Source organism: Pseudomonas sp. WPR_5_2 (assembly GCF_003634475.1).
GTDB lineage: Bacteria > Pseudomonadota > Gammaproteobacteria > Pseudomonadales > Pseudomonadaceae > Aquipseudomonas > Aquipseudomonas izuensis.
The window spans coordinates 203115-227977 of record NZ_RBLA01000009.1; the positions used below are offsets into that span (position 1 = coordinate 203115).

The window sequence follows — 24863 nt, forward strand, 5'->3', positions numbered from 1 at the left end:
TTCAAGCGGCAAGCAAATGCCCCGGTCGAAAGATCGGGGCATTTTTTGTGGGCGGTTATCGCGCATTTGTTGTCGGAGCAAGGCTTGGCCGCGATGGTTGCGTTACGGTTGGGCGGTACTTAACGGATAGATCCGGTCCCATTGTGGGAGCGAGCCTGCTCGCGAAGGCGGTGGGTCATGCGGCATAAATGTTGATTGATCTGGCGCCTTCGCGAGCGGGCTCGCTCCCACAGAGGGTCCGAACGCCAGGGAAGATCCATCAACCAAATAATGCACAAACAAAAACGGCCTCTATTTATATAGAGGCCGTTCTCGGTACAACCAGGACGTTATCGCAAGGCAGGTATTACTTGCGGTCTTCCAGCTTGGTGATGTCACGCGACTCGTAGCCGGTGTACAACTGGCGCGGGCGGCCGATCTTGTACGGGCTGGAGAGCATTTCTTTCCAGTGGGAGATCCAGCCGACGGTCCGCGCCAGGGCGAAGATCACGGTGAACATGCTGGTTGGAATGCCGATCGCCTTGAGGATGATCCCCGAGTAGAAGTCGACGTTCGGGTACAGGGAACGTTCGATGAAGTACGGGTCGGTCAGGGCGATCTCTTCCAGGCGCATGGCCAGTTCGAGTTGCGGATCGTTCTGGATGCCCAGTTCCTTCAACACTTCGTCGCAGGTCTGCTTCATGACGGTGGCGCGTGGGTCGCGGTTTTTGTAAACGCGGTGACCGAAGCCCATCAGCTTGAACGGATCGTTCTTGTCCTTGGCCTTGGCGATGAACTTGTCGATGTTCGAGACATCGCCGATTTCATCCAGCATGGTCAGAACGGCTTCGTTGGCGCCGCCGTGGGCAGGGCCCCACAGTGCAGCGATACCCGCGGCGATACAGGCGAACGGGTTGGCACCCGAAGAACCCGCCAGGCGCACGGTGGAAGTCGACGCGTTCTGCTCGTGGTCGGCGTGGAGGATGAAGATCCGGTCCATGGCCTTGGCGAGCACCGGGCTGATCGGTTTGATCTCGCACGGGGTGTTGAACATCATGTGCAGGAAGTTTTCCGCGTACGACAGGTCGTTGCGCGGGTACATCATGGGTTGACCCATGGAGTACTTGTAAACCATCGCTGCCAGGGTCGGCATCTTGGCAACCAGGCGGATCGCGGAGATTTCGCGATGCTGCGGGTTATTGATGTCCAGGGAGTCGTGGTAGAAGGCCGAGAGGGCGCCGACTACGCCGCACATGACGGCCATCGGGTGGGCATCGCGACGGAAACCGTTGAAGAAGGTCTTGAGCTGCTCGTGAACCATGGTGTGGTTCTTGACGGTGCTGACGAACTGGGCCTTCTGTTCTGCGGTCGGCAATTCGCCGTTGAGCAGCAGATAGCAGGTTTCCAGGTAGTCCGACTTTTCAGCCAGCTGTTCGATCGGGTAGCCGCGGTGCAACAGAATGCCGTTGTCGCCGTCGATATAGGTGATCTTCGACTCGCAGGAGGCGGTCGACATGAAACCAGGGTCAAAGGTGAAACGGCCCGTGGCCGTCAAGCCCCGAACATCGATAACATCGGGACCAACGGTGCCGGTTAAAATGGGCAGCTCGACGGGGGCTGCGCCCTCGATGATCAACTGCGCTTTTTTGTCAGCCATGTGGCCTCCTATTTATGCTTGAAATCATCAGACAGACCCCCCACGCAGGGCCCGCACCACTATAGTGAGATAAATTCGAATGTCAATTTGCCTAAAGTCTTGCTCCAGAAGGCTTTAACCCGACTTTTTTCTCGAAATTGCCTGCCATTTACGCCTTTTATACGCGTTGTGCAATCAGCTATTAGGGCTAGGTGTTTGCGTTGTCATTAGTAGCCTAACTGTCTATACTCGGCGACCGACCGCCAAGGGCTTTTGGGCTTGCTTTCATTGGGGGTCGCATCCCTGGGTGGTGGTTACCTGACCAGTGCACTCCCCAACAACTTTGCCCTGATTGTTAGGGGCTCTTCAGTGTGAAAAAAAAGCCGTGAAAAGCCAACGACCTGTAAACCTAGACCTAAGGACCATCAAACTCCCCATCACCGGCGTTACGTCGTTTCTTCACCGTGTTTCCGGCATCATCCTCTTCCTGGGCCTTGGCTTCATGCTTTATGCATTGGGCAAATCCCTGGGTTCCGAGGAAGGTTTTGCCGACGTGAAGGCAACCTTGACCAGTCCTCTGGCCAAGTTCGTAGCATGGGGCCTCCTGTCCGCTCTTCTGTATCACCTGGTAGCCGGTGTGCGCCACTTGATTATGGACATGGGCATCGGTGAGACGCTGGAAGGCGGCCGCCTGGGCTCGAAAATTATCATCGCCGTTTCCGTGGTGTTGATCGTTCTGGCAGGAGTTTGGATATGGTAACCAGCGTTACGAACCTTTCGCGTTCGGGCCTCTATGACTGGATGGCACAGCGTGTGTCTGCGGTTGTCCTCGCGGCTTATTTCATCTTCCTGATCGGATACCTCGCAGCGAACCCGGGCATTGGCTACGACCAGTGGCATGGCCTGTTCGCCCACAACGGGATGCGTATCTTCAGTCTGCTGGCCCTTGTTGCCCTCGGCGCTCACGCCTGGGTCGGCATGTGGACCATCGCGACCGACTACCTGACGCCAATGGCGCTGGGCAAGTCCGCGACTGCAGTACGTTTCCTTTTCCAGGCAGTATGCGGCGTCGCGATGTTCGCTTACTTCGTCTGGGGTGTGCAGATTCTCTGGGGTATCTGATTCATGGCTAACATTCCAACGATTTCTTTCGACGCCATCATTATTGGTGGCGGCGGCGCCGGCATGCGCGCTGCGCTGCAACTGGCGCAAGGCGGCCACAAGACTGCCGTGATCACCAAGGTGTTCCCGACCCGTTCGCACACTGTGTCGGCACAGGGCGGCATCACCTGCGCCATCGCGTCGGCCGACCCGAACGATGACTGGCGCTGGCACATGTACGATACCGTCAAGGGTTCCGACTATATCGGTGACCAGGACGCTATCGAATACATGTGTCAGGAAGGCCCGGCCGCTGTTTTCGAGCTCGACCACATGGGTCTGCCGTTCTCGCGTACCGAAACCGGCCGTATCTACCAGCGTCCGTTCGGCGGTCAGTCGAAGGACTACGGTAAAGGCGGGCAGGCTGCCCGTACTTGCGCCGCTTCCGACCGTACCGGTCACGCGCTGCTGCACACGCTTTATCAGGGCAACCTGAAAGCCGGCACCACGTTCCTGAACGAGTACTACGCTGTCGACCTGGTGAAAAACGGGCAAGGCGAGTTCGTCGGTGTGATCGCGATCTGCATCGAAACCGGCGAAACCACCTACATCCGCGCCAAGGCAACCGTTCTGGCAACCGGCGGTGCAGGTCGTATCTACGCTTCGACCACCAACGCCCTGATCAACACCGGTGACGGCGTCGGCATGGCTCTGCGTGCAGGCGTACCGGTACAAGACATCGAAATGTGGCAGTTCCACCCGACCGGGATCGCCGGTGCCGGTGTACTGGTAACTGAAGGTTGCCGTGGTGAAGGTGGATACCTGATCAACAAGCACGGCGAGCGTTTCATGGAGCGTTATGCTCCGAACGCGAAAGACCTGGCCGGTCGTGACGTTGTTGCCCGTTCGATGGTTAAAGAGATCATCGCCGGCAACGGTTGCGGTCCGAACGGCGACCACGTAATGCTCAAGCTCGACCACCTGGGCGAGGAAGTGCTGCACAGCCGTCTGCCAGGTATCTGCGAACTGTCGAAAACGTTTGCTCACGTTGACCCGGTTGTTGCTCCGGTTCCGGTTGTTCCGACCTGCCACTATATGATGGGCGGCGTTGCCACCAACATCCATGGCCAGGCGATCACTCAGGACGCCGACGGCGTCGACACCATCATCCCTGGCCTGTTCGCAGTGGGTGAAGTGGCGTGCGTATCGGTTCACGGTGCCAACCGTCTGGGCGGCAACTCGTTGCTCGACCTGGTGGTCTTCGGTCGTGCGGCCGGTCTGCACCTGGAAAAAGCGCTGACCGACGGTATCGACTACGACGACGCCACCGAAGCTGATATCGAAGCTGCTCTGGCGCGCCTCAACGCACTGAACAGCCGTACCGATGGCGAAGACGTCGCTTCCCTGCGTCGCGAGCTGCAAAACTGCATGCAGAACTACTTCGGTGTATTCCGTACCGGCGAATACATGCAGAAGGGTATTGCCCAGCTGGCCGATCTGCGCAAGCGCATCGCCAACGTCAAGATCAACGACAAGTCGCAGGCGTTCAACACTGCGCGTATCGAGGCTCTTGAGCTGCAAAACCTGCTGGAAGTGGCTGAAGCTACCGCCATCGCTGCCGAAGTACGTAAAGAGTCCCGCGGTGCTCACGCCCGTGAAGACTTCGAAGACCGTGACGACGAAAACTGGCTGTGCCACACCCTGTTCTTCCCGGGTGAGAAGCGCGTTGCCAAGCGTGCCGTGAACTTCTCGCCGAAGACAGTTCCGACGTTTGAACCCAAGATTCGGACTTACTAAGGGTGGCCGCCATGTTGCAAGTCAGTGTTTATCGCTACAACCCTGATCAGGACGCTGCGCCGTTCATGCAGGAATTCCAGGTCGATACCGGTGGTAAAGACCTGATGGTGCTGGACGTGCTCGCGCTGATCAAAGAGCAGGACGAAGGTTTCTCCTATCGTCGCTCCTGCCGTGAAGGCGTTTGTGGCTCCGACGGCATGAACATCAACGGCAAGAACGGCCTGGCGTGCATCACGCCGCTGTCCGCTGTTGTAAAAGGTAACAAGTTGATCGTTCGCCCTCTGCCAGGTTTGCCGGTTATCCGTGACCTGGTCGTCGATATGAGCATCTTCTACAAGCAATACGAGAAGGTTAAGCCATTCCTGCAGAACGATACGCCGGCTCCGGCCATCGAGCGTCTGCAGTCCCCAGAAGAGCGTGAAAAGCTCGACGGTCTGTACGAGTGCATCCTGTGCGCTTGCTGCTCGACCTCTTGCCCGTCCTTCTGGTGGAACCCGGACAAGTTCCTGGGTCCAGCTGCCCTGCTGCAAGCGTACCGCTTCCTGGCAGACAGCCGTGACACCAAGACGTCCGAGCGTCTGGCTTCGCTGGATGACCCGTTCAGCGTATTCCGCTGCCGCGGGATCATGAACTGCGTCAACGTATGTCCGAAAGGCCTGAACCCGACTAAGGCCATCGGTCACATCCGTAACATGTTGCTCTCGAGCGGCGTGTGATTCAGCTGTTGTAAATGCAGTACCGCTGTAAACGTAGAGGCTAAGGCGCGGGCTTCAACCCGCGTCGTAGCTATAACCAGAGCAGCAGCTTAAAAGGCTGCGGCTCTTATTTTGAAGAAATGAGACAAGCAGGGGCATCCGGGCTGGTACCCGGACTATCAGTGTGATCCTAGTGGCTTGTTTTGGTCGCTGCATTCGGACTTCTGCAAGTTTGCTCGGTGTCGACACCGATGGTGTTCCCCTAACCGAGGGTGACCAAGCATGCAAGAAAGCGTGATGCAGCGCATGTGGAACAGCGCCTACCTATCCGGTAGTAACGCTGCCTATGTGGAAGAGCTCTACGAGCTCTACCTGCACGACCCTAACGCTGTGCCAGAAGAGTGGCGCACCTACTTTCAGAAGTTGCCTGCCGACGGCAACTCTGCCACCGATGTTTCGCACTCCACGATTCGCGATCATTTCGTCTTGCTGGCAAAGAACCAGCGCCGCGCCCAACCGGTTTCCGCCGGCAGCGTGAGCAGTGAGCACGAGAAGAAGCAAGTTGAAGTGCTGCGATTGATCCAGGCCTACCGTATGCGTGGCCACCAGGCAGCCCAGCTTGACCCGCTGGGGCTGTGGCAGCGTACTGCACCTGCAGACCTGTCGATCAATCATTACGGCTTGACCAATGCCGATCTTGATACGACCTTCCGTGCCGGCGACCTGTTCATCGGCAAAGAGGAAGCGAGCCTACGCGAAATTCACGAAGCGTTGCAGCAGACATATTGCCGCACCATCGGCGCTGAATTCACGCACATCACCGATTCCCAGCAGCGCCAGTGGTTCCAGCAGCGTCTGGAAAGCGTGCGTGGCCGTCCGACGTACTCCGCTGACATCAAGAGCCACCTGCTCGAGCGCGTCACTGCCGGTGAAGGCCTGGAAAAATACCTGGGGACCAAATACCCGGGCACCAAGCGTTTCGGCCTGGAAGGCGGCGAGAGCCTGATTCCGATGCTGGACGAACTGATCCAGCGTTCCGGTTCCTACGGCACCAAGGAAATCGTTATCGGCATGGCCCACCGTGGCCGTCTGAACGTGCTGGTCAATACCTTCGGCAAGAACCCGCGCGAGCTGTTCGACGAGTTCGAAGGCAAGAAGAAGGTCGAGCTGGGTTCCGGTGACGTTAAGTACCACCAGGGCTTCTCGTCCAACGTGATGACCGCCGGCGGTGAAGTTCACCTGGCCATGGCGTTCAACCCGTCCCACCTGGAAATCGTTTCCCCGGTGGTCGAAGGTTCGGTTCGCGCCCGTCAGGATCGTCGCAACGACCCTACCGGTGAGAAGGTTCTGCCGATCTCCATCCACGGTGACGCGGCATTCGCCGGTCAAGGCGTGGTGATGGAAACCTTCCAGATGTCGCAGACCCGCGGTTTCAAGACCGGCGGTACCGTGCACATCGTGATCAACAACCAGGTCGGTTTCACCATCAGCAACCCGCTGGACTCGCGTTCCACCGAGTACGCCACCGACGTCGCGAAAATGATCCAGGCGCCGATCCTCCATGTGAATGGTGATGATCCGGAAGCCGTATTGTTCGTGACCCAACTGGCCATCGACTACCGCATGCAGTTCAAGCGTGACGTGGTGATCGATCTGGTCTGCTACCGTCGTCGCGGCCACAACGAGGCTGACGAACCGAGCGGCACCCAGCCGCTGATGTATCAGCAGATCACCAAGCAGCGCACCACCCGTGAGCTGTATGCCGATCGTCTGACCCAGAGCGGTGTACTGGACGCAGAGCGTGTTCAGGCGAAAGTCGACGAATACCGCAACGCGCTGGACAACGGTCTGCACGTAGTGAAAAGCCTGGTCAAAGAGCCGAACAAAGAGTTGTTCGTGGACTGGCGTCCGTACCTGGGTCACGCCTGGACAGCGCGTCACGACACTCGCTTCGACCTGAAAACCTTGCAGGAACTGTCCGCCAAGCTGCTGGAAATTCCGGAAGGCTTCGTGGTTCAGCGCCAGGTTGCCAAGATCTACGAAGACCGTCAGAAGATGCAAGCCGGCGGCCTGCCGATCAACTGGGGTTACGCCGAAACCATGGCGTACGCGACCCTGGCATTCGAAGGTCACCCGATCCGCATGACCGGCCAGGACATCGGCCGCGGTACGTTCTCGCACCGTCATGCCGTATTGCACAACCAAAAGGACGCGGGCACCTACATCCCGCTGCAGAACCTGTACGACGGTCAGCCACGGTTCGACCTGTACGACTCGTTCCTGTCCGAAGAGGCGGTGCTGGCGTTCGAGTACGGTTACTCGACCACCACGCCGAATGCCCTGGTTATCTGGGAAGCCCAGTTCGGCGACTTCGCCAACGGTGCCCAGGTGGTGATTGACCAGTTCATCACCAGTGGCGAGCACAAGTGGGGCCGTCTGTGCGGTCTGACCATGCTGCTGCCGCACGGTTATGAAGGTCAGGGTCCTGAGCACTCCTCGGCTCGTCTGGAGCGTTACCTGCAGCTGTGCGCCGAGCACAACATTCAGGTGTGCATGCCGACAACGCCGGCTCAGATCTACCACTTGCTGCGCCGTCAGGTGATCCGCCCGCTGCGCAAGCCACTGGTAGTCCTGACTCCGAAGTCGCTGCTGCGTCACAAGCTGGCTATCTCGACTCTGGAAGATCTGGCAGAAGGTTCGTTCCAGACCGTCATCCCGGAAATCGATGCACTGGACCCGAAAAAGGTCGAGCGCATTGTTCTGTGTAGCGGCAAGGTCTACTACGACCTGCTGGAAAAACGCCGTGCCGAAGGCCGTGACGATATCGCCATCGTGCGTCTCGAGCAGTTGTACCCATTCCCTGAGGACGACTTGAACGAAGTCCTGGCTCCTTACACCAACGCCAAGCATGCCGTCTGGTGCCAGGAAGAGCCAATGAACCAGGGTGCCTGGTACAGCAGCCAACACCACATGCGTCGCAGCATCAGCAACCTCAACAAGTCTCTCGTACTCGAGTACGCGGGCCGTGAGGCTTCTGCTGCACCTGCATGCGGTTACGCATCGATGCACGCCGAGCAGCAGGAAAAACTGCTGCAAGACGCCTTTACTGTTTAACGCCTTCGCGCACCTGAAACCGAATTTAAGGAACCACAGATAATGGCTATCGAGATCAAAGCCCCCACTTTCCCGGAATCGGTTGCCGATGGCACCGTTGCCACCTGGCACAAAAAACCGGGCGACGCCGTCAAGCGTGACGAACTGATCGTCGACATCGAAACCGACAAAGTCGTACTGGAAGTTCTGGCCACTGCTGACGGCGTGCTGGGCGCTATCGTCAAGAACGAAGGCGACACCGTTCTGTCCGACGAAGTGCTGGGCTCGATCGTTGAAGGCGGCGCCGCTGCCGCTGCTCCTGCTGCCGCTCCGGCCGCAGCTGCCCAAGCCGCTGCCCCTGCTGGCGAAGGCGAAGACGATCCTGTTGCTGCACCGGCTGCTCGCAAGCTGGCTGAAGAAAACGGCATCAACATCGCTTCCGTTGCCGGCACCGGCAAAGGTGGTCGTGTGACCAAGGAAGACGTGGTTGCAGCTGTTGCCGCCAAGAAAGCCGCTCCAGCTGCCGCGCCTGCCAAGGCTGCTGCTCCTGCCGCTGCTGCTCCGGTATTCGCTGCCGGCGACCGCGTTGAAAAACGCGTTCCGATGACCCGTCTGCGTGCCAAGGTTGCCGAGCGTCTGGTTGAAGCTCAATCGAACATGGCGATGCTGACCACTTTCAACGAAGTCGACATGACCGAAGTCATGGCCCTGCGTTCGAAGTACAAGGACCTGTTCGAGAAGTCCCACAACGGCGTGCGCCTGGGCTTCATGTCGTTCTTCGTGAAGGCTGCCACCGAAGCGCTGAAACGCTTCCCGGCTGTCAACGCGTCGATCGACGGTGCGGACATCGTTTACCACGGCTACGCTGACGTCGGTGTTGCTGTTTCCAGCGACCGCGGCCTGGTTGTACCGGTTCTGCGTAACGCCGAGCTGATGAGCCTGGCTGAAATCGAAGGCGGCATCGCTACGTTCGGCAAGAAAGCCCGTGACGGCAAACTGTCGATGGAAGAGATGACTGGCGGTACGTTCACCATCACCAACGGCGGCACCTTCGGTTCGATGATGTCGACCCCGATCGTCAACCCGCCGCAGGCTGCGATTCTGGGCATGCACAACATCATCCAGCGTCCTATGGCAATCAACGGCCAGGTCGTTATCCGTCCGATGATGTACCTGGCACTGTCCTACGATCACCGCCTGATCGATGGCAAAGAAGCTGTGACCTTCCTGGTGACCATCAAGAACCTGCTGGAAGACCCGGCTCGTCTGTTGCTGGATATCTGATAGAAGCAGCCATGAGCTGCAAGCCCAGGCTGTCGGAAAACCCGCAGCCTGGCTTGCAGCTCGCGGCTTGAAGCTTTTCGCTAAAGAGGATTTTTTGAATGTCGCAGAAATTTGACGTAGTAGTGATCGGTGCGGGCCCTGGCGGCTACGTGGCTGCCATCAAGGCCGCGCAACTCGGTCTGAGCACTGCCTGCATCGAGAAGTACACCGATGCTGAAGGCAAGCAAGCCCTGGGCGGCACCTGCCTGAACGTAGGCTGCATTCCATCCAAGGCGCTGCTGGACAGCTCCTGGAAATACAAGGAAGCGAAAGAGAGCTTCAACGTCCACGGCATTTCGACTGGCGAAGTCAAAATGGACGTCGCTGCGATGGTTGGCCGCAAGGCTGGCATCGTCAAGAACCTGACCGGCGGTGTTGCCACCCTGTTCAAGGCCAACGGCGTCACTTCGATCCAGGGCCACGGCAAACTGCTGGCCGGCAAGAAAGTCGAAGTCACCAAGCCAGACGGTTCGGTTGAAGTCATCGAAGCTGAAAACGTCATCCTGGCTCCAGGTTCGCGTCCGATCGACATTCCACCGGCTCCGGTTGATCAGAAAGTCATCGTTGATTCGACTGGCGCACTGGAATTCCAAACCGTACCTAAACGTCTGGGCGTAATCGGTGCTGGCGTGATCGGTCTGGAACTGGGTTCGGTATGGTCGCGTCTGGGCTCTGAAGTGGTTGTCCTGGAAGCCCTGGACACTTTCCTGATGGCAGCGGACACCGCTGTTTCCAAGGAAGCGCTGAAAACCCTGACCAAACAGGGTCTGGACATCAAGCTGGGCGCTCGCGTGACCGGTTCCAAAGTGAACGGCGACGAAGTCGTTGTGAACTACACCGACGCCAACGGCGAACAGACCATTACTTTCGACAAGCTGATCGTAGCCGTTGGTCGCCGTCCGGTGACCACTGATCTGCTGGCTGCCGACAGCGGCGTGACCCTGGACGAGCGCGGTTTCGTGCACGTTGACGATCACTGCGCCACCACCGTACCGGGCGTTTTCGCCATCGGTGACGTGGTTCGCGGCATGATGCTGGCGCACAAGGCGTCGGAAGAAGGCATCATGGTTGTCGAGCGCATCAAGGGCCACAAGGCCCAGATGAACTATGACCTGATCCCTTCGGTTATTTATACTCACCCGGAAATCGCGTGGGTCGGTAAAACCGAGCAGGCCTTGAAAGCTGAAGGCGTAGAAGTTAACGTCGGCACCTTCCCGTTCGCAGCCTCTGGCCGTGCCATGGCTGCCAACGATACCGGCGGTTTCGTCAAGGTCATCGCAGATGCCAAGACAGACCGCGTATTGGGCGTCCACGTGATTGGCCCAAGCGCTGCCGAACTGGTTCAGCAGGGCGCAATCGGTATGGAATTCGGCACCAGCGCTGAAGACCTGGGCATGATGGTTTTCTCCCATCCGACCCTGTCTGAAGCCTTGCACGAAGCTGCTTTGGCAGTGAATGGCGGCGCCATCCACATCGCCAACCGCAAGAAGCGTTAAGACAATAAGAAACCACGGCGGAATGGCCCGTCGTGAGCCTTGCATGCAAGACTCACCGCGGAATATCCGCTGGACGCAGCCTTGCATAGCTGCACCGGGTATCCGGAAAGGCTATGCAAGCAGCAGTCACAGGTGGTGCGGCACTTGAATGAGTGCAGCACCGAATGCGCAGTACCTAACGAAGACGGTAATAAGCATGAATCTTCACGAGTATCAGGGTAAGCAGCTGTTCGCTGAGTACGGCCTGCCAGTATCCACCGGTTACGCGGTAGACACCCCGGAAGCAGCAGCAGAAGCTTGCGACAAAATCGGCGGCAGCGAGTGGGTTGTCAAAGCCCAGGTCCACGCCGGTGGTCGCGGTAAAGCGGGCGGCGTAAAGCTGGTTCGCAGCAAAGAAGACGCCAAAGCCTTCGCACAGCAGTGGCTGGGCAAGCGTCTGGTGACTTACCAGACTGACGCCAATGGTCAGCCAGTCACCAAGATCCTGGTTGAATCGTGCACTGATATCGCTAAAGAGCTGTACCTGGGCGCTGTCGTTGACCGTTCGAGCCGTCGCATCGTGTTCATGGCTTCCACCGAAGGTGGCGTGGACATCGAGAAAATCGCTCACGACACTCCAGAAAAAATTCTGAAGGCCACTATCGATCCACTGGTTGGCGCTCAGCCATTCCAGGGTCGCGAGCTGGCATTCCAGCTGGGTCTGGAAGGCAAGCAAGTTGCCCAGTTCGCCAAGATCTTCGTAGGTCTGGCCAAGCTGTTCAAGGATCACGACCTGGCCCTGCTGGAAGTGAACCCGCTGGTGATCAAGGCTGACGGCGATCTGCACTGCCTGGACGCCAAGATCAACATCGACGCCAACGCCATGTACCGTCAGCCTAAGCTGAAGACTTTCCACGATCCGTCGCAAGACGATCCGCGCGAAGCGCACGCTGCCAAGTTCGAACTGAACTACGTAGCGCTGGAAGGCAACATCGGTTGCATGGTCAACGGTGCTGGCCTGGCCATGGGTACCATGGACATCGTCAACCTGCATGGCGGCAAACCAGCCAACTTCCTCGACGTGGGCGGCGGTGCTACCAAAGAACGCGTTACCGAAGCTTTCAAAATCATTCTGTCCGACACCAACGTCGCTGCAGTACTGGTTAACATCTTCGGCGGCATCGTTCGTTGCGACATGATTGCCGAAGGCATCATCGGTGCAGTGAAAGAAGTCGGCGTGAAAATCCCGGTTGTTGTTCGCCTTGAAGGCAACAACGCTGAGCTGGGCGCTAAAGTACTGGCAGAAAGCGGTTTGAACATCATCGCTGCTACCAGCCTGACCGACGCTGCTCAACAAGTTGTCAAAGCTGCGGAGGGCAAATAATGAGCGTCCTGATCAATAAAGACACCAAAGTTATCTGCCAGGGTATTACCGGTTCGCAAGGTAGTTTCCACACCCAGCAAGCCATCGAGTACGGCACCAAGATGGTTGGTGGTGTAACTCCTGGTAAAGGCGGCACCGAGCACCTGGGTCTGCCAGTGTTCAACACCGTGAAAGACGCCGTAGCTGCCACTGGCGCCACCGCCAGCGTGATCTACGTTCCGGCTCCTTTCTGCAAGGACTCGATCCTGGAAGCTGCTTTCGGCGGTATCAAGCTGATCGTGTGCATCACCGAAGGCATTCCTACCCTGGACATGCTGGACGCTAAAGTTAAGTGCGACGAGCTGGGTGTTATCCTGATCGGCCCTAACTGCCCAGGCGTGATCACTCCAGGCGAATGCAAGATCGGCATCATGCCAGGTCACATTCACTTGCCAGGCAAGGTCGGTATCGTTTCCCGTTCCGGCACCCTGACCTACGAAGCCGTGAAGCAGACTACTGACGCCGGTTTCGGTCAGTCGACTTGCGTCGGCATCGGTGGTGACCCGATCCCGGGTTCGAACTTCATCGACATCCTGAAGCTGTTCCAGGAAGACCCGAAGACCGAAGCGATCGTGATGATCGGTGAGATCGGCGGTTCGGCTGAAGAAGAAGCGGCTGCCTACATCAAGGCACACGTGACCAAGCCGGTTGTTTCCTACATCGCTGGTGTGACTGCTCCTCCGGGCAAGCGCATGGGCCATGCTGGCGCAATCATCTCTGGCGGCAAAGGCACTGCAGACGAGAAATTCGCTGCGCTGCAAGACGCAGGCGTTAAAACCGTGCGTTCGCTGGCAGACATCGGCAAGGCCCTGGCCGAGCTGACGGGTTGGGCTGTCAAGTAAGCCTCGCGCTTAGCTGACGCTTTACCAAACAAAGGCCACCTTCGGGTGGCCTTTGTCGTTTCTGCGATTTGCGTTCGCTGTGCTGGCCTCTTCGCGGGCAAGCCCGCTCCCACAAGGATTTGTTGCGTTCATACAATTTTGTCTACCCCGCAAAACCTGTGGGAGCGGGCTTGCCCGCGATGGCGGACTTACAGGCAATATCCATGAACATGCGAAAACGCGACACAAAGATGTCGCGTATCGGATAGTTCGCCCTCAAACAGTGCGTTTGTCAGACAAATTCGTTAGGCTAGCCGCCATTTTTGCGTCTGCCGCCCACAAGGTAGCTTCGCGCTAAACGGGTCAGTCCTATTCGGACCGACTGCATTTCCCTCACCCATAAGGGAAACCCCTCTCTAAATTCCGATTCAGTAGTGTGGTATTTCCTTAATGAAAGTGTTGAAAGGTCAGGACATCCTGGCACTTGGTTTTATGACGTTTGCCCTGTTCGTCGGGGCCGGCAATATCATCTTCCCGCCTATCGTCGGTTTGCAGTCCGGGCCTAACGTCTGGATGGCGGCGCTGGGCTTTCTGGTCACGGCGGTAGGATTACCGGTGATCACCGTTGTCGCGCTGGCCAAGGTCGGTGGTGCCATGGATGCGTTGAGCAGCCCGATCGGCAAACTGGCCGGTGGCCTGCTGGCCGCCGCGTGCTACCTCGCCGTGGGGCCGCTGTTTGCCACGCCGCGTACCGCTACCGTGTCGTTCGAAGTGGGCCTGGCGCCGCTGACCGGCGAAAGCCCGTTGGCGCTGTTTCTCTACAGCTCGGTGTATTTCCTGCTGGTGTTCTTCATCTCGCTCTATCCGGGCCGTCTGCTGGATACCGTAGGACGTTTCCTCGCACCGTTGAAGATTATCGCCCTGGCCGTTCTTGGCATCGCGGCATTCGCCTTGCCGGCGGGCGACATTGGTCAGGCAACGCCTGAATACGTGGCGGCACCGTTCTCCCAGGGCTTCATCAATGGTTACCTGACCATGGATACCCTCGGCGCGCTGGTGTTCGGCATTGTCATCGTCAACGCGATCCGCTCCCGCGGCGTCGAGTCGCCAGCATTGATTACCCGTTACGCGATCATTGCCGGCCTGATTGCCGGCGTGGGCCTGGCGCTGGTGTATATCAGCCTGTTCCGTCTCGGTTCGGGCAGCCATGAAGTGGCCGTCGGTGCGACCAACGGCGCGGCGGTGTTGCACGCCTACGTGCAGCACACGTTCGGCTCCCTGGGCAGCGGATTCCTTGCGGTACTGATCTCTCTGGCGTGTCTGGTGACGGCTGTTGGCCTGACCTGCGCGTGCGCCGAATACTTCAGCCGTGTACTGCCACTGTCCTACAAGACCTTGGTGATCATCCTGGCGGCGTTTTCCCTGTTGGTCTCCAACCTGGGCCTCACCAAGCTGATCGCGTTCTCGATTCCGGTACTGACCGCGATCTATCCGCCATGCATCGCCTTGGTAGCCCTGAGCTTCTGCAAGGACTTCTGGCATGAGCAAGGCCGTATCGTCGGTCCGGTGATGCTGGTGTCGTTCATCTTCGGTCTGATCGATGCCCTCAAGGGTGCCGGCCTGGCGGACTGGATGCCGGCGCAGCTGGCCCACTTGCCGCTGAGCGAGCAGGGGTTGGCGTGGCTGGTACCATCGGTCATGACCCTGGTGGTCGCCGTGGTCTGCGATCGCTTGCTGGGCAAACGCGTCGAAGCTTTGGCTTAAGCTTCACGGGCCTGCCACAAGCGGGCTTTTGAGCTGCTCTCTACAAAAAATGGAAATGCCCCGTATCAATAGATACGGGGCATTTTTTATGGGCGTGAGGCAGTGTCTTTTTCCTTAAGCTAACGTCGAAGCATTGCGAAAATCCAATGTGGGAGCGAACCTGCTCGCGAAGGCGGCTTTAAATTCAACATACATGTTGTCTGATCCAGTGCTATCGCGAGCAGGCTCGCTCCCACAGTTTTGCCTTTCCTAGTCATCAAAAGGACCTGCATGTCGTTCATCCAAGCCAATCTGATCCACATCCTCGCCGCGCTCTGGTTCGTCATCTGCTGGGGCGGATATACCCGCTATGCAACGTGGAAGGGCCGTGACACTGCGTGCCTGGCCAGCGTTCTGCATCTTTACCGCGAAGACTGGATGCGCCGCATGCTGCTGCGCGACAACCGCATCGCCGACGCCAGCGTGATTGGCAACCTGGAGCGCAATGCGTCGTTCTTTGCCTCCAGTACCCTGATTATTCTGGCCGGCATTCTCACGGTGCTCGGGGCCTCCGAGCGAGCGGTGTCGTTGCTGGCGGATATTCCGATGGTGCAGCAGGCGTCCCAAGGGATGTCGGAGATCAAATTGCTGTGTTTGGCGCTAGTGTTCGTCTATGCGTTCTTTACCTTCAGTTGGTGCATGCGCCAATACAACTTCGCGGCCATCCTGGTTGGCTCGGCGCCGATGATCGGCGAGCGCCATGTGTCCGAGCAGGAGCGCAAAGCCTTCGCTGCCCGTGCTGCCCGTGTCATCTCCATGGCGGCCAACCAGTTCAACTTCGGCCTGCGATCCTATTACTTCGGCATGACCATGCTGGCCTGGTTCGTCAGCCCCTGGTTGTTCATGTTGATGAGTGCCGGCGTTGTGTTCGTGCTGTATCGCCGCGAGTTCCATTCCGACGTTCTGGACGTGATGGTCTATACCCCTACAGAGGCGCCATTGCCCGAGGTGATCAAAGAGGCTGCTTGATGAGTATTCCGTTCTGGTGTGTGTTTATCAGTGCCGTGCTGATCTACGTGGCGCGCATGCCCGTGACCACGGCCATGAAAGAGCAGGGCGGTTACGACAATCACCTGCCGCGCCAACAGCAGGCGCAACTTACGGGGTTGGGTGCCCGTGCAGTGGCGGCACATCAGAATTGTTTCGAAGCCTTCATATTGTTCGCGGTGGGCGTGTTGATGGCGCATACCACGCAGACGGCAGGATGGCTTATTGATTTGCTGGCGATCATCTTCGTGATCACGCGAGTTATCTACTTGGTGTGTTACTGGAAAGATCTGGCCTGGCAGCGCAGCCTGGTTTGGCTAGTGGGTTTAATCTGTTCGCTGTTGCTGATGATCAGTCCGACTTTTCGAACGATTTTGTTGTGACGCCTACATGGCCAACAAACCTGAAGGCAAAAGAAAACCCGCACTTGGCGGGTTTTCCTTTATCTGACTAAAAACCGATTTAGTTTTTAGGAGCGGCTTCTTTTGCCGCTGCTTCGTTCGATTCAGCCTGAGCTTTGGCAGCTTCGGCGTTTTCTTTCGCTGCGTCGTTCACTTTATCCTGAGCTTTGCTCATGTCTTGCTGAGCTTGCTCAGCATGTTTGTTGGCTTCTTGAGCTTTGTCCTCGGATTTTTTATCGCAGGCAGCGAGACCGAGGGAAGCGGTCAACATCAAGGCAATAGCTAAAGTCTTACGCATGGGGTGTTTCTCCTGATGGAAAATATCTTACTGGCCTTTCGAGCACAGCCCTCAGGGTTAAGTTCCATAAGTCGTTCAGATATATAAGTTTGTTCTAATGCGGAACTTTTTTCAGTGCTGTTTACTGCACTGTCGGAATACTAAACAAGAGGTTTTTATCAAATGGCTGAAAGTCTCGTTTTCGAGCGTGCAACGCGATTTCTTTCCGCACTGAGACATTGTCAGGTCCTCGGCCTGCGTGTTCACAGTGCCAGCAGTGAAGGGCTCACCGTGGTTTTGCCTTACAGCCCGCAGATCGTTGGTAACCCGCAAACCGGTGTCATTCATGGTGGCGCGCTGACCACGCTGATGGACACCGCCTGCGGCATGTCCACCCTCTGTGTGCTGCCGGAATTCGAAGTCTGCCCGACCCTCGACCTGCGTATCGACTACATGCACGCCGCCGAACCCCATAAAGATGTCTATGGTTTCGCCCAGTGCTACCGCGTGACCACCGACGTGATTTTCGCCCGGGGCTTTGCTTATCAGGACGATCCCGAACAACCGATTGCCCATGTGGTGGGTACTTTCATGCGCATGGGCAAGGGCATCAAGGGCACCAAGGGCTTTGGCGGCGCTATTGCCGGAGAGGCGAAATGACTGACACGTTTCAGGAACAATTGCGACAGGCCCACGAGCTGGGTGACTACGCTTCACTGCTGCAGATGATTCCCTACGCGACACTGATCGGTGTCGAATGCTCGCGGGTGGGGGATGAGTTGCTGTTTCGTCTGCCGGCCAACAAGGACAACATTGGCAACCCTCTATTGCCCGCCATCCATGGCGGCGTGATTGCCGGTTTCATGGAGCTGGCAGCCGCCATGCACCTGCTGATTGCGACCGGCTCGCCGAGCGTGCCGAAGATTATCGATTTTTCCCTCGACTATCTGCGGGCGGGTCAATTCCGCGATACCTGGGCCCGATGCCAGGTGTGCCGCCAGGGACGCCGGGTGGCTAACGTCGCAATTACCGCATGGCAAACCACCGAAGGTGAGCCGATTGCCACGGCCCGGGCGCATTTCAAACTCGAGGAGCCCTTGAAATCCTGAACGCAGCCCCCAACTCTGATGACAACCCGCCGCCGACCCTCTTGGTCGCGGCTTATGCCATCTGATTGGAGTTTGATGACCATGAGTGTGGAAACTCAAAAGGAAACCCTGGGCTTCCAGACCGAGGTAAAGCAGCTGCTGCACCTCATGATCCATTCGCTGTATTCCAACAAGGAAATCTTCCTTCGCGAACTGATCTCGAACGCCTCTGACGCTGTAGACAAATTACGTTTCGAAGCGCTGGCCAAGCCTGAATTGCTGGAAGGTGGCGCCGAACTGAAGATCCGTGTGAGCTTCGACAAGGACGCCAAGACCGTCACGCTCGAAGACAACGGCATCGGCATGAGCCGCGAAGATGTGATCACCCACCTGGGGACCATCGCCAAGTCCGGCACTGCCGACTTCATGAAAAACCTGTCGGGCGACCAGAAGAAAGACTCGCACCTGATCGGTCAGTTCGGTGTGGGCTTCTACTCCGCGTTCATCGTCGCTGACAAAGTCGACGTGTTCAGCCGTCGTGCCGGTAGCCCGGCCAGCGAAGGCGTGCATTGGTCTTCCAAGGGTGAGGGCGAGTTCGAAGTCGCCACCATCGACAAGGTCGAGCGCGGCACCCGTATCGTCCTGCACCTGAAGTCCGGTGAAGACGAGTTCGCCGATGGCTGGCGCCTGCGCAACATCATCAAGAAGTACTCCGACCACATCGCCTTGCCGATCGAGTTGCCGAAAGAAGTGGCCGCTGCCGAAGGCGAAGAGCAACCGGCCGTTGAATGGGAAACCGTCAACCGTGCCAGCGCCCTGTGGACTCGCCCTCGCACTGAAGTGAAGGACGAGGAATACCAGGAGTTCTACAAGCACATCGCCCACGACTTCGAAAACCCGCTGAGCTGGAGCCACAACAAGGTTGAAGGCAAGCTGGAATACAGTTCGCTGTTGTATGTGCCGGCCCGCGCACCTTTCGACCTGTATCAGCGTGAAGCGCCGAAAGGTCTGAAGCTGTACGTGCAGCGTGTGTTCGTCATGGACCAGGCCGAATCGTTCCTGCCGCTGTACCTGCGCTTCATCAAGGGTGTGGTCGACTCCAACGATCTGTCGCTGAACGTGTCGCGGGAAATCCTGCAGAAAGACCCGATCATCGATTCCATGAAGTCGGCGCTGACCAAGCGCGTACTGGACATGTTGGAAAAACTGGCGAAGAACGAGCCTGAGCAATACAAGGGCTTCTGGAAGAACTTCGGTCAGGTCATGAAAGAAGGCCCGGCAGAAGACTTCGCCAACAAGGAAAAAATTGCCGGCCTGCTGCGTTTCGCCTCCACCAACGGTGACGAGGGTGAGCAGGTTGTTGGTCTGGCCGACTACCTGGCTCGCGCCAAGGAAGGTCAGGACAAGATTTACTACCTGACCGGCGAAACCTACGCCCAGGTTAAAAACAGCCCGCACCTGGAAGTCTTCCGCAAGAAAGGCATCGAAGTGCTGCTGCTGACCGATCGTATCGACGAGTGGCTGATGAGCTACCTCAGCGAATTCGACGGCAAGAGCTTTGTCGATGTGGCGCGCGGTGACCTGGACCTGGGCAACCTGGACTCGGAAGAGGACAAGAAAGCCGCGGAAGAAGTCGCCAAGTCCAAGGAAGGTCTAGTCGAGCGCCTCAAGACAGCGCTGGGCGAATCCGTTGCTGAAGTACGGGTTTCCCATCGCCTGACCGATTCTCCGGCGATCCTGGCCATCGGCGAGCAGGACCTGGGCCTGCAAATGCGTCAGATCCTGGAAGCCAGCGGCCAGAAGGTGCCGGATTCGAAGCCGATTTTCGAATTCAACCCGGCTCACCCGCTGATCGAGAAGCTCGACAACGAGCAGAGCGACGAGCGCTTTGGCGACCTGTCGCACATCCTCTTCGATCAGGCGGCCCTGGCGGCCGGCGACAGCTTGAAGGACCCGGCGGCGTATGTGCGTCGTCTGAACAAGCTGTTGGTTGAACTGTCGGTTTAACTGCGTTGTAGAAAAACCCGCTTCGGCGGGTTTTTTCATTCTGGTGTTGAAAATCAGGAGTCAGAAATGAGCCAAATCACTGTACGTTCCGTGGCCTACCAGATTGACGGTCAGGCTTACGAAAGCCGCTTGGCTTTCGATGCCGACCAAAAAGGTGCGCGCCCGGGACTGTTGATGGCACCCAACTGGATGGGCGTCGGCGCCGGTGCCGAGGACATCGCCAAATCAGTAGCGGCCAAGGGCTATGTGGTGCTGATCGCGGACCTCTACGGCCAATCGGTTCGTCCAACGAACAACGATGAGGCGGGCGCGGCGATGATGCCGCTGAAGAACGACCGTGCATTGCTGCGCAAGCGCATGCAGGTGGCGTTCGAGCAATTGCAGAAGCAAGGTGAGGCGCCGGTCGATACGTCGAAACTGGCGACCTTCGGTTTCTGCTTTGGTGGTTGCTGCGCGCTGGAACTCGCCCGTACCGGTGCTCCGGTGAAAGCCGCCGTCTCGTTCCATGGCACCCTCGATACCCCGAATCCGGCCGATGCGAAGAACATCAAGGGCAAGGTGCTGGTATTGCACGGAGCATCCGATCCATTGGTGCCGAAAGAGCAATTGCCGGCTTTTGAAGATGAAATGAATGCCGCGGGTGTGGATTGGCAGTTGCTCAGCTACGGCGGGGCTTTCCACTCGTTCACCGACCCGCATGCCAAGGTGCCGGGGATGATGATGTACGACGCGAAGGTCGCTGCGCGGGCGTTCACTTCGATGCATAACCTGCTGGATGAAGTGTTCAAGGGCTGATTGCTTTTTTGCCCCGGCATGGTCGGTGTGAGTGCCGGCCTCTTCGCGAGCAGGCTCGCTCCCACAATGGAATGCATTTCCCTGTGGGAGCGGGCCTGCTCGCGATGGCGGTGTGACTCACACCGAGGATCATTACAACGGAGTGGGCTCGCTTCGGTGTTTTGGCAATTCAATCCGATCGACTTCCCCCGGCACCGTTGGCCAGTCCCCGGCCGCCCAGCGTCGCCGTGCTTCGTCGATCAACGCCGGGTCGCTCGCCACGAAGTTCCAGTTGATCCGCCGCGGACCGTCCAGCGGTGCTCCGCCGAACAACACGGCATGACAATCGCTCTCGGCGAACAACGTCATTTCTTCCCCGGCCGGCAGCACCACCAATGCGTGTGGTTCTATCGGTTCGCCCTCCAGTTGCACTTCACCGCTTAACACGTACAGCGCACGTTCTTCATGCTCGGTGGGAATCAGCAGTGTCGCCGCCGTTTGCAGGTGCAATTCGGCATACAGCGTGGGAGAAAGCACGGGCACCGGCGATTCCAGGCAAAAGCCTGAACCGGCAATCATGCGGATTTTCACGCCAAGGTTTTCACTGGTCGGGAGCGTAGACGCGGGATGGTGGCTGTAATGGCCAGGACCGTGTTCGCGGTCCTTGGGCGAGGCCAGCCAGATCTGCAGGCCGTGCATCGTGAAACCGCGTTCTTTCAGGGCTTCGGGCGTGCGTTCGACGTGGGCGATGGCGCTGCCGGCGGTCATCCAGCTGACATCCCCGGCATTGACCACCTGATCCGAACCGAGGCTGTCCTTGTGCTGGAGCTGGCCTTCAAAGAGGTAGGTGAGGGTGGACAGGCCAATGTGCGGATGTTGGCGAATGTTCATGCCATCTCCCGCGCTGTAGCGGGTCTCCAGCATGTGGTCGAAAAACACGAAGGGCCCGACATTGCGGCATTTGGCGGATGGCAACGGACGCAGGATGGGCTGGCCTTCGACATCTTCGGCACGGGGGCGGATCACGAGCGGAGTGTTCATGGTGCGTTCCAGGCTGAGCGGGTGATGCATTCGAGCATAACCCGCTTGCACAGCCCTTGCCGCTATTGGCTGAACGCGCCTTCGGATAGATGGGTTTCGATGCTGACTTCGCTGGTGGTCATCAGTTTGTGAATCGGGCAGCGATCGGCCACGCGGTGCAGTTCTTCACGCTGAGCGTCGGTGAGTACACCTTTGAGGGTCAATTTGACGTGCAGCGCGTATTTGCCTTTTTGCTCTTCGCTGTTATCGCGTTTGACCTCGACGCCGACACCGGTCAGCGGGATGTCCTTCTTCCTGGCATACAGCTTCAGGGTCAGGGCTTTGCAGGCACCCAGCGCCGCATCGAAGTAATCGTGGGGTTCCGGCGCCGAGCCTTCACCGCCAGCAGTGGTGGGCACGTCGGCAAAGAGTTCGTGGTCATCGATTTGCACGGTGTGACGAAAACCTTCGGCGGACACGGTGTTGACGGTAACAGTCATGGGAAACCTCGCGGGCGACAGGAATGGTCATTCGATCAAAAAGGAACGTGAAGGTATAGAGCATTCCTGCGCAAACATGTTCCGGATATCCGGGGTGGTACCGGTTTTTCGCTGAATCGTTACCGCTTTTGACCGATACAGTAGAAGCGTTTTGATATCATCTTTTCGTCTTACGCAAATTTTCAACAGTCCGATATCGTCTAAAAGACCAGCTGCCTGAGGCAGCGCATTTGGAAGGAACCAGAGTAATGAGTATAAGAAGTCTCAATATTGCGCCGCGTGCGAGTCTGGGTTTTGGCCTGTTGGCATTGATGGTTTTTGGGCTGGGGGTGTTCGCTCTACTGCAGATGTCGAATATGCGGGCACAGGCCGATGAGGTCGATGACAACTGGCTGCCCAGCGTCATGGCGGTCGGTGATATGAGTCAGGACATGTTGCGGCTGCGGGCCTTGACCATGCGCTTGCTGATCAATCGCGATCCACAGGCGTTGGCTCAGAACGTCAGTAAACTCAACGATTTGAAGGCCGTTCTCAACGATGCTCAGCAACGCTATGACAAGCTGATCGTGTTGCCTGAAGAGCGGATTTTGTTCGATCGCTTCAAGACCGCCGAGCAGAAGTATCTGCAGTTCCAGAGTCAGGTAATGGCGGGGTCTGCCCAGGGACGGGTGGAGGACGCAGCGGCCATTCTCAACGGTGAAATGAATCCGCTGGCCGATGAAATCACCTTCACGCTCAAGGAACTGGTCGGCTTGAACAAGCACAACGCCAATCTGGCGAGCGAAGCGGGGCGCCAGGTATTCAACCAGTCGCGGATCTGGGTCGGGGTAATGATCGGCCTGGCGGCGATTGCCACCGTTGGCCTGGCCTTATTGTTGACCCGCAGTATCGTGGTGCCGCTTTCGCAATCAGTGAAGGTCGCCGAAGTGGTCGCTGGTGGCGATCTGACCGGTGACATCAGCGTCACCGGCGACGACGAGCCGGCGCGGCTGTTGCACTCGCTCAAGAGTATGCAACTGAACCTGCGCGAAACGATCCAGCGTATTTCCGAGTCATCCAGCCAATTGGCCTCTGCTTCGGAGGAACTCAGCTGCGTCACCGAGGATGCCACCCGTGGCCTGCATCAGCAGAGCCTGGAAATCGATCAGGCCGCCACGGCAGTCAATCAGATGACGGCGGCGGTGGAGGAAGTGGCAAGCAATGCCGTGGCCACCTCCGAAGCGTCCCGCGAGTCCGATCGCATTGCTCAGCATGGCCGTGAGCAGGTGCACCAGACCGTGTTGTCTATCGAGATGCTGGCCGATGATGTCACCGCCAACGCTTCGCAGGTCGAAGACCTGGCGCAGAAGGTGTACAGCATCGGCAAAGTCCTGGACGTGATTCGCTCGATTGCCGAGCAAACCAACTTGCTGGCCCTGAACGCGGCCATTGAAGCGGCCCGGGCCGGGGATGCCGGGCGCGGGTTCGCGGTGGTGGCCGACGAGGTGCGGGCCTTGGCGCACCGTACTCAGCAATCAACCCGGGAAATCGAGCAGATGATCACTGGAATCCAGCAAGGCACCGATTCGGCGGTCAGCTCGATGCAGCACAGCAATGCCAGGGCGCGCTCGACCCTTGAAGTGGCAAAGGCCGCGGGCATTGCACTGGAAGACATCGCGTCGGCATTCACCCTGATCAATGAGCGCAACACCGTGATCGCCAGTGCCTCGGAGGAACAGGCGGCGGTGGCGCGGGAAGTGGACCGCAACCTGGCGAATATCCGCGACCTGGCGTTGCAAAGCTCGGCCGGGGCGAATCAGACCAGTGCAGCGAGCCAGGAGCTGTCACGGTTGGCGGTGGATCTGAACACCCTGGTGGCGCGGTTTTCGGTCTAGGGATCGATAGCCGAATCCCGGACAAAAAAAGCCCCGCATTGGCGGGGCTTCTTCATGTCGGTGTGGATCAGCTGCCTTTGACGGTCTTGCCGTTGACCTTGCCGTCCAGGAGCATGATGTTGTACTCCTTGCCGTCGGTTTCGACCTGTTGCAGGCGGACCAGCAGGTAGTCCCAGTCCTTGGCGAACCAGAGCACGGTGATGCGCTTGCTTTGTGTCGGGTCACGCACGCGCTCGACCTTGATCGCATCGATCTGGCCAGCCTTGGTGTCGACCTTTTCCGAACCCAGCACACGGAAATCATAGGTATCGACTTCACCAGCATCCACGACTTGATAGCTCATGCTTTTCTTGCCGGCGGCCACGTCATGCTGCAGTGCCAGCTGATAGGTGGACTTGTCGACCATGCCACGGTTCAGCGGAATATTGACCGCGTCGCCACGGTCAGTGCCGGTGATTTTCTTGGCGGTCCAGTCGAAGTCCAGGTCAGCCTTCTTGGCTTTGCCCAGGCCACCCCGTTCGAAGTGGTAGGACTGTGGCAGCAGGGTGTCCTTGTCGACGGTCAGGGTGCTTTCTTCGGACAGGCTGGCGATCATCATCGAAGCCTTGAAGCTGAGCTTCCAGACGCCGTTGGCTTCCTGGGTCAGGCTGCGCTCGGCAGTGCCACTCATGGGCAGCTGCTTCCAGTCGGCAGTGTAGCTGGCGGAGAAAGGATGAAGGTCTGCCGCCTGTGCGAAGGGCAGGGCGAGCAGAGCGCAAGCGAAGAGCAGGGCACGACGCATAAAATCTC

The 24863-nt window shown here is 58.1% G+C and carries 22 protein-coding genes; 17 read left to right on the forward strand and 5 right to left on the reverse strand.

The window, feature by feature from the left end; genetic code table 11:
* Nucleotides 1-346 precede the first annotated feature (346 nt).
* Nucleotides 347-1636, reverse strand: a complete 1290-nt coding sequence (gene gltA, locus BJ917_RS27855) for a citrate synthase (RefSeq protein ID WP_007977501.1) — start codon at nucleotides 1634-1636, stop codon at nucleotides 347-349.
* A 364-nt stretch (nucleotides 1637-2000) separates the two neighbouring features.
* Between gltA and sdhC the strand changes: the two genes are divergently transcribed.
* The 12 genes from sdhC to BJ917_RS27915 all read left to right on the forward strand — a co-directional run bounded on the left by sdhC (nucleotide 2001) and on the right by BJ917_RS27915 (nucleotide 16516).
* Nucleotides 2001-2375 carry a succinate dehydrogenase, cytochrome b556 subunit gene (gene sdhC / locus BJ917_RS27860; protein ID WP_033052382.1) on the forward strand — a complete coding sequence of 125 codons (375 nt, stop codon included), beginning with the start codon at nucleotides 2001-2003 and terminating at the stop codon, nucleotides 2373-2375.
* Nucleotides 2369-2737: a succinate dehydrogenase, hydrophobic membrane anchor protein gene (gene sdhD, locus BJ917_RS27865; RefSeq protein WP_007977503.1), complete on the forward strand. Its 369-nt coding sequence runs from the start codon at nucleotides 2369-2371 to the stop codon at nucleotides 2735-2737. The genes sdhC and sdhD overlap by 7 nt, the downstream gene beginning before the upstream one ends.
* A gap of 3 nt (nucleotides 2738-2740) precedes the next feature.
* Nucleotides 2741-4513: a succinate dehydrogenase flavoprotein subunit gene (sdhA, locus tag BJ917_RS27870; protein ID WP_096509634.1), complete on the forward strand. Its 1773-nt coding sequence runs from the start codon at nucleotides 2741-2743 to the stop codon at nucleotides 4511-4513.
* 11 nt (nucleotides 4514-4524) lie between these two features.
* The gene (locus BJ917_RS27875; RefSeq protein WP_007959035.1) at nucleotides 4525-5229 is read left to right on the forward strand and encodes a succinate dehydrogenase iron-sulfur subunit; all 705 of its coding nucleotides are present in this window, start codon (nucleotides 4525-4527) and stop codon (nucleotides 5227-5229) included.
* A gap of 261 nt (nucleotides 5230-5490) precedes the next feature.
* Nucleotides 5491-8322, forward strand: a complete 2832-nt coding sequence (locus BJ917_RS27880) for a 2-oxoglutarate dehydrogenase E1 component (RefSeq protein ID WP_096509635.1) — start codon at nucleotides 5491-5493, stop codon at nucleotides 8320-8322.
* 42 nt (nucleotides 8323-8364) lie between these two features.
* Nucleotides 8365-9585, forward strand: a complete 1221-nt coding sequence (gene odhB, locus BJ917_RS27885) for a 2-oxoglutarate dehydrogenase complex dihydrolipoyllysine-residue succinyltransferase (RefSeq protein WP_096509636.1) — start codon at nucleotides 8365-8367, stop codon at nucleotides 9583-9585.
* Nucleotides 9586-9683: 98 nt separating this feature from the next.
* The gene (gene lpdA, locus BJ917_RS27890; protein ID WP_096509637.1) at nucleotides 9684-11120 is read left to right on the forward strand and encodes a dihydrolipoyl dehydrogenase; all 1437 of its coding nucleotides are present in this window, start codon (nucleotides 9684-9686) and stop codon (nucleotides 11118-11120) included.
* Between the two features lie 196 nt (nucleotides 11121-11316).
* A complete protein-coding gene (gene sucC / locus BJ917_RS27895; protein WP_007919879.1) occupies nucleotides 11317-12483 on the forward strand; it encodes an ADP-forming succinate--CoA ligase subunit beta in 1167 nt (388 codons plus the stop codon).
* On the forward strand, nucleotides 12483-13364 hold the full coding sequence (gene sucD, locus BJ917_RS27900; RefSeq protein ID WP_017127973.1) for a succinate--CoA ligase subunit alpha: 882 nt from the start codon (nucleotides 12483-12485) through the stop codon (nucleotides 13362-13364). The genes sucC and sucD overlap by 1 nt, the downstream gene beginning before the upstream one ends.
* 429 nt (nucleotides 13365-13793) lie before the next feature.
* Nucleotides 13794-15107: a branched-chain amino acid transport system II carrier protein gene (brnQ, locus tag BJ917_RS27905; protein WP_096509638.1), complete on the forward strand. Its 1314-nt coding sequence runs from the start codon at nucleotides 13794-13796 to the stop codon at nucleotides 15105-15107.
* Nucleotides 15108-15377: 270 nt separating this feature from the next.
* Nucleotides 15378-16115 carry a DUF599 domain-containing protein gene (locus tag BJ917_RS27910; RefSeq protein ID WP_096509639.1) on the forward strand — a complete coding sequence of 246 codons (738 nt, stop codon included), beginning with the start codon at nucleotides 15378-15380 and terminating at the stop codon, nucleotides 16113-16115.
* Nucleotides 16115-16516, forward strand: a complete 402-nt coding sequence (locus BJ917_RS27915; RefSeq protein ID WP_096509640.1) for an MAPEG family protein — start codon at nucleotides 16115-16117, stop codon at nucleotides 16514-16516. Before BJ917_RS27910 ends, BJ917_RS27915 begins: the two co-directional genes overlap by 1 nt.
* Nucleotides 16517-16595: 79 nt before the next feature.
* Here the strand turns inward: BJ917_RS27915 and BJ917_RS27920 are convergent, their stop codons facing one another.
* Entirely contained in the window at nucleotides 16596-16832 is a 237-nt protein-coding gene (locus BJ917_RS27920; protein ID WP_096509641.1) for a hypothetical protein, read from the reverse strand.
* 162 nt (nucleotides 16833-16994) lie between these two features.
* On the opposite strand from BJ917_RS27920, the gene BJ917_RS27925 reads away from it, so the two are divergent.
* From BJ917_RS27925 to BJ917_RS27940, 4 genes are all read left to right on the forward strand, one after another.
* A complete protein-coding gene (locus tag BJ917_RS27925; protein WP_096509642.1) occupies nucleotides 16995-17471 on the forward strand; it encodes a PaaI family thioesterase in 477 nt (158 codons plus the stop codon).
* A complete protein-coding gene (locus tag BJ917_RS27930; RefSeq protein WP_096509643.1) occupies nucleotides 17468-17920 on the forward strand; it encodes a PaaI family thioesterase in 453 nt (150 codons plus the stop codon). The genes BJ917_RS27925 and BJ917_RS27930 overlap by 4 nt, the downstream gene beginning before the upstream one ends.
* 81 nt (nucleotides 17921-18001) lie before the next feature.
* The gene (gene htpG / locus BJ917_RS27935) at nucleotides 18002-19906 is read left to right on the forward strand and encodes a molecular chaperone HtpG (protein ID WP_096515238.1); all 1905 of its coding nucleotides are present in this window, start codon (nucleotides 18002-18004) and stop codon (nucleotides 19904-19906) included.
* 66 nt (nucleotides 19907-19972) lie between these two features.
* Complete coding sequence (locus BJ917_RS27940) at nucleotides 19973-20701, forward strand: dienelactone hydrolase family protein (protein WP_096509644.1); 729 nt, start codon at nucleotides 19973-19975, stop codon at nucleotides 20699-20701.
* Nucleotides 20702-20833: 132 nt separating this feature from the next.
* Here the strand turns inward: BJ917_RS27940 and BJ917_RS27945 are convergent, their stop codons facing one another.
* Nucleotides 20834-21721, reverse strand: coding sequence for a pirin family protein (locus BJ917_RS27945; RefSeq protein ID WP_121105631.1), 888 nt, complete (start codon nucleotides 21719-21721; stop codon nucleotides 20834-20836).
* Between the two features lie 62 nt (nucleotides 21722-21783).
* A complete protein-coding gene (locus BJ917_RS27950) occupies nucleotides 21784-22200 on the reverse strand; it encodes an OsmC family protein (RefSeq protein WP_096509646.1) in 417 nt (138 codons plus the stop codon).
* A 248-nt stretch (nucleotides 22201-22448) separates the two neighbouring features.
* On the opposite strand from BJ917_RS27950, the gene BJ917_RS27955 reads away from it, so the two are divergent.
* A complete protein-coding gene (locus BJ917_RS27955; RefSeq protein ID WP_121105633.1) occupies nucleotides 22449-24074 on the forward strand; it encodes a methyl-accepting chemotaxis protein in 1626 nt (541 codons plus the stop codon).
* 67 nt (nucleotides 24075-24141) lie between these two features.
* Here the strand turns inward: BJ917_RS27955 and BJ917_RS27960 are convergent, their stop codons facing one another.
* On the reverse strand, nucleotides 24142-24855 hold the full coding sequence (locus BJ917_RS27960; protein WP_096509648.1) for a DUF3108 domain-containing protein: 714 nt from the start codon (nucleotides 24853-24855) through the stop codon (nucleotides 24142-24144).
* Nucleotides 24856-24863: the final 8 nt, after the last annotated feature.

Bases quoted from the DNA above. Each gene is read 5' to 3' on its own strand.
- BJ917_RS27910 (WP_096509639.1), top strand. From the start codon at position 15,378: ATGTCGTTCATCCAAGCCAATCTGATCCACATCCTCGCCGCGCTCTGG.
- sucC (WP_007919879.1), top strand. From the start codon at position 11,317: ATGAATCTTCACGAGTATCAGGGTAAGCAGCTGTTCGCTGAGTACGGC.
- BJ917_RS27875 (WP_007959035.1), top strand. From the start codon at position 4,525: ATGTTGCAAGTCAGTGTTTATCGCTACAACCCTGATCAGGACGCTGCG.
- BJ917_RS27920 (WP_096509641.1), bottom strand. From the start codon at position 16,832: ATGCGTAAGACTTTAGCTATTGCCTTGATGTTGACCGCTTCCCTCGGT.
- BJ917_RS27880 (WP_096509635.1), top strand. From the start codon at position 5,491: ATGCAAGAAAGCGTGATGCAGCGCATGTGGAACAGCGCCTACCTATCC.
- BJ917_RS27960 (WP_096509648.1), bottom strand. From the start codon at position 24,855: ATGCGTCGTGCCCTGCTCTTCGCTTGCGCTCTGCTCGCCCTGCCCTTC.
- odhB (WP_096509636.1), top strand. From the start codon at position 8,365: ATGGCTATCGAGATCAAAGCCCCCACTTTCCCGGAATCGGTTGCCGAT.
- BJ917_RS27950 (WP_096509646.1), bottom strand. From the start codon at position 22,200: ATGACTGTTACCGTCAACACCGTGTCCGCCGAAGGTTTTCGTCACACC.
- sucD (WP_017127973.1), top strand. From the start codon at position 12,483: ATGAGCGTCCTGATCAATAAAGACACCAAAGTTATCTGCCAGGGTATT.
- BJ917_RS27930 (WP_096509643.1), top strand. From the start codon at position 17,468: ATGACTGACACGTTTCAGGAACAATTGCGACAGGCCCACGAGCTGGGT.
- BJ917_RS27955 (WP_121105633.1), top strand. From the start codon at position 22,449: ATGAGTATAAGAAGTCTCAATATTGCGCCGCGTGCGAGTCTGGGTTTT.
- BJ917_RS27925 (WP_096509642.1), top strand. From the start codon at position 16,995: ATGGCTGAAAGTCTCGTTTTCGAGCGTGCAACGCGATTTCTTTCCGCA.
- brnQ (WP_096509638.1), top strand. From the start codon at position 13,794: ATGAAAGTGTTGAAAGGTCAGGACATCCTGGCACTTGGTTTTATGACG.
- htpG (WP_096515238.1), top strand. From the start codon at position 18,002: ATGAGTGTGGAAACTCAAAAGGAAACCCTGGGCTTCCAGACCGAGGTA.
- sdhD (WP_007977503.1), top strand. From the start codon at position 2,369: ATGGTAACCAGCGTTACGAACCTTTCGCGTTCGGGCCTCTATGACTGG.
- sdhA (WP_096509634.1), top strand. From the start codon at position 2,741: ATGGCTAACATTCCAACGATTTCTTTCGACGCCATCATTATTGGTGGC.
- gltA (WP_007977501.1), bottom strand. From the start codon at position 1,636: ATGGCTGACAAAAAAGCGCAGTTGATCATCGAGGGCGCAGCCCCCGTC.
- BJ917_RS27915 (WP_096509640.1), top strand. From the start codon at position 16,115: ATGAGTATTCCGTTCTGGTGTGTGTTTATCAGTGCCGTGCTGATCTAC.
- lpdA (WP_096509637.1), top strand. From the start codon at position 9,684: ATGTCGCAGAAATTTGACGTAGTAGTGATCGGTGCGGGCCCTGGCGGC.
- BJ917_RS27945 (WP_121105631.1), bottom strand. From the start codon at position 21,721: ATGAACACTCCGCTCGTGATCCGCCCCCGTGCCGAAGATGTCGAAGGC.
- BJ917_RS27940 (WP_096509644.1), top strand. From the start codon at position 19,973: ATGAGCCAAATCACTGTACGTTCCGTGGCCTACCAGATTGACGGTCAG.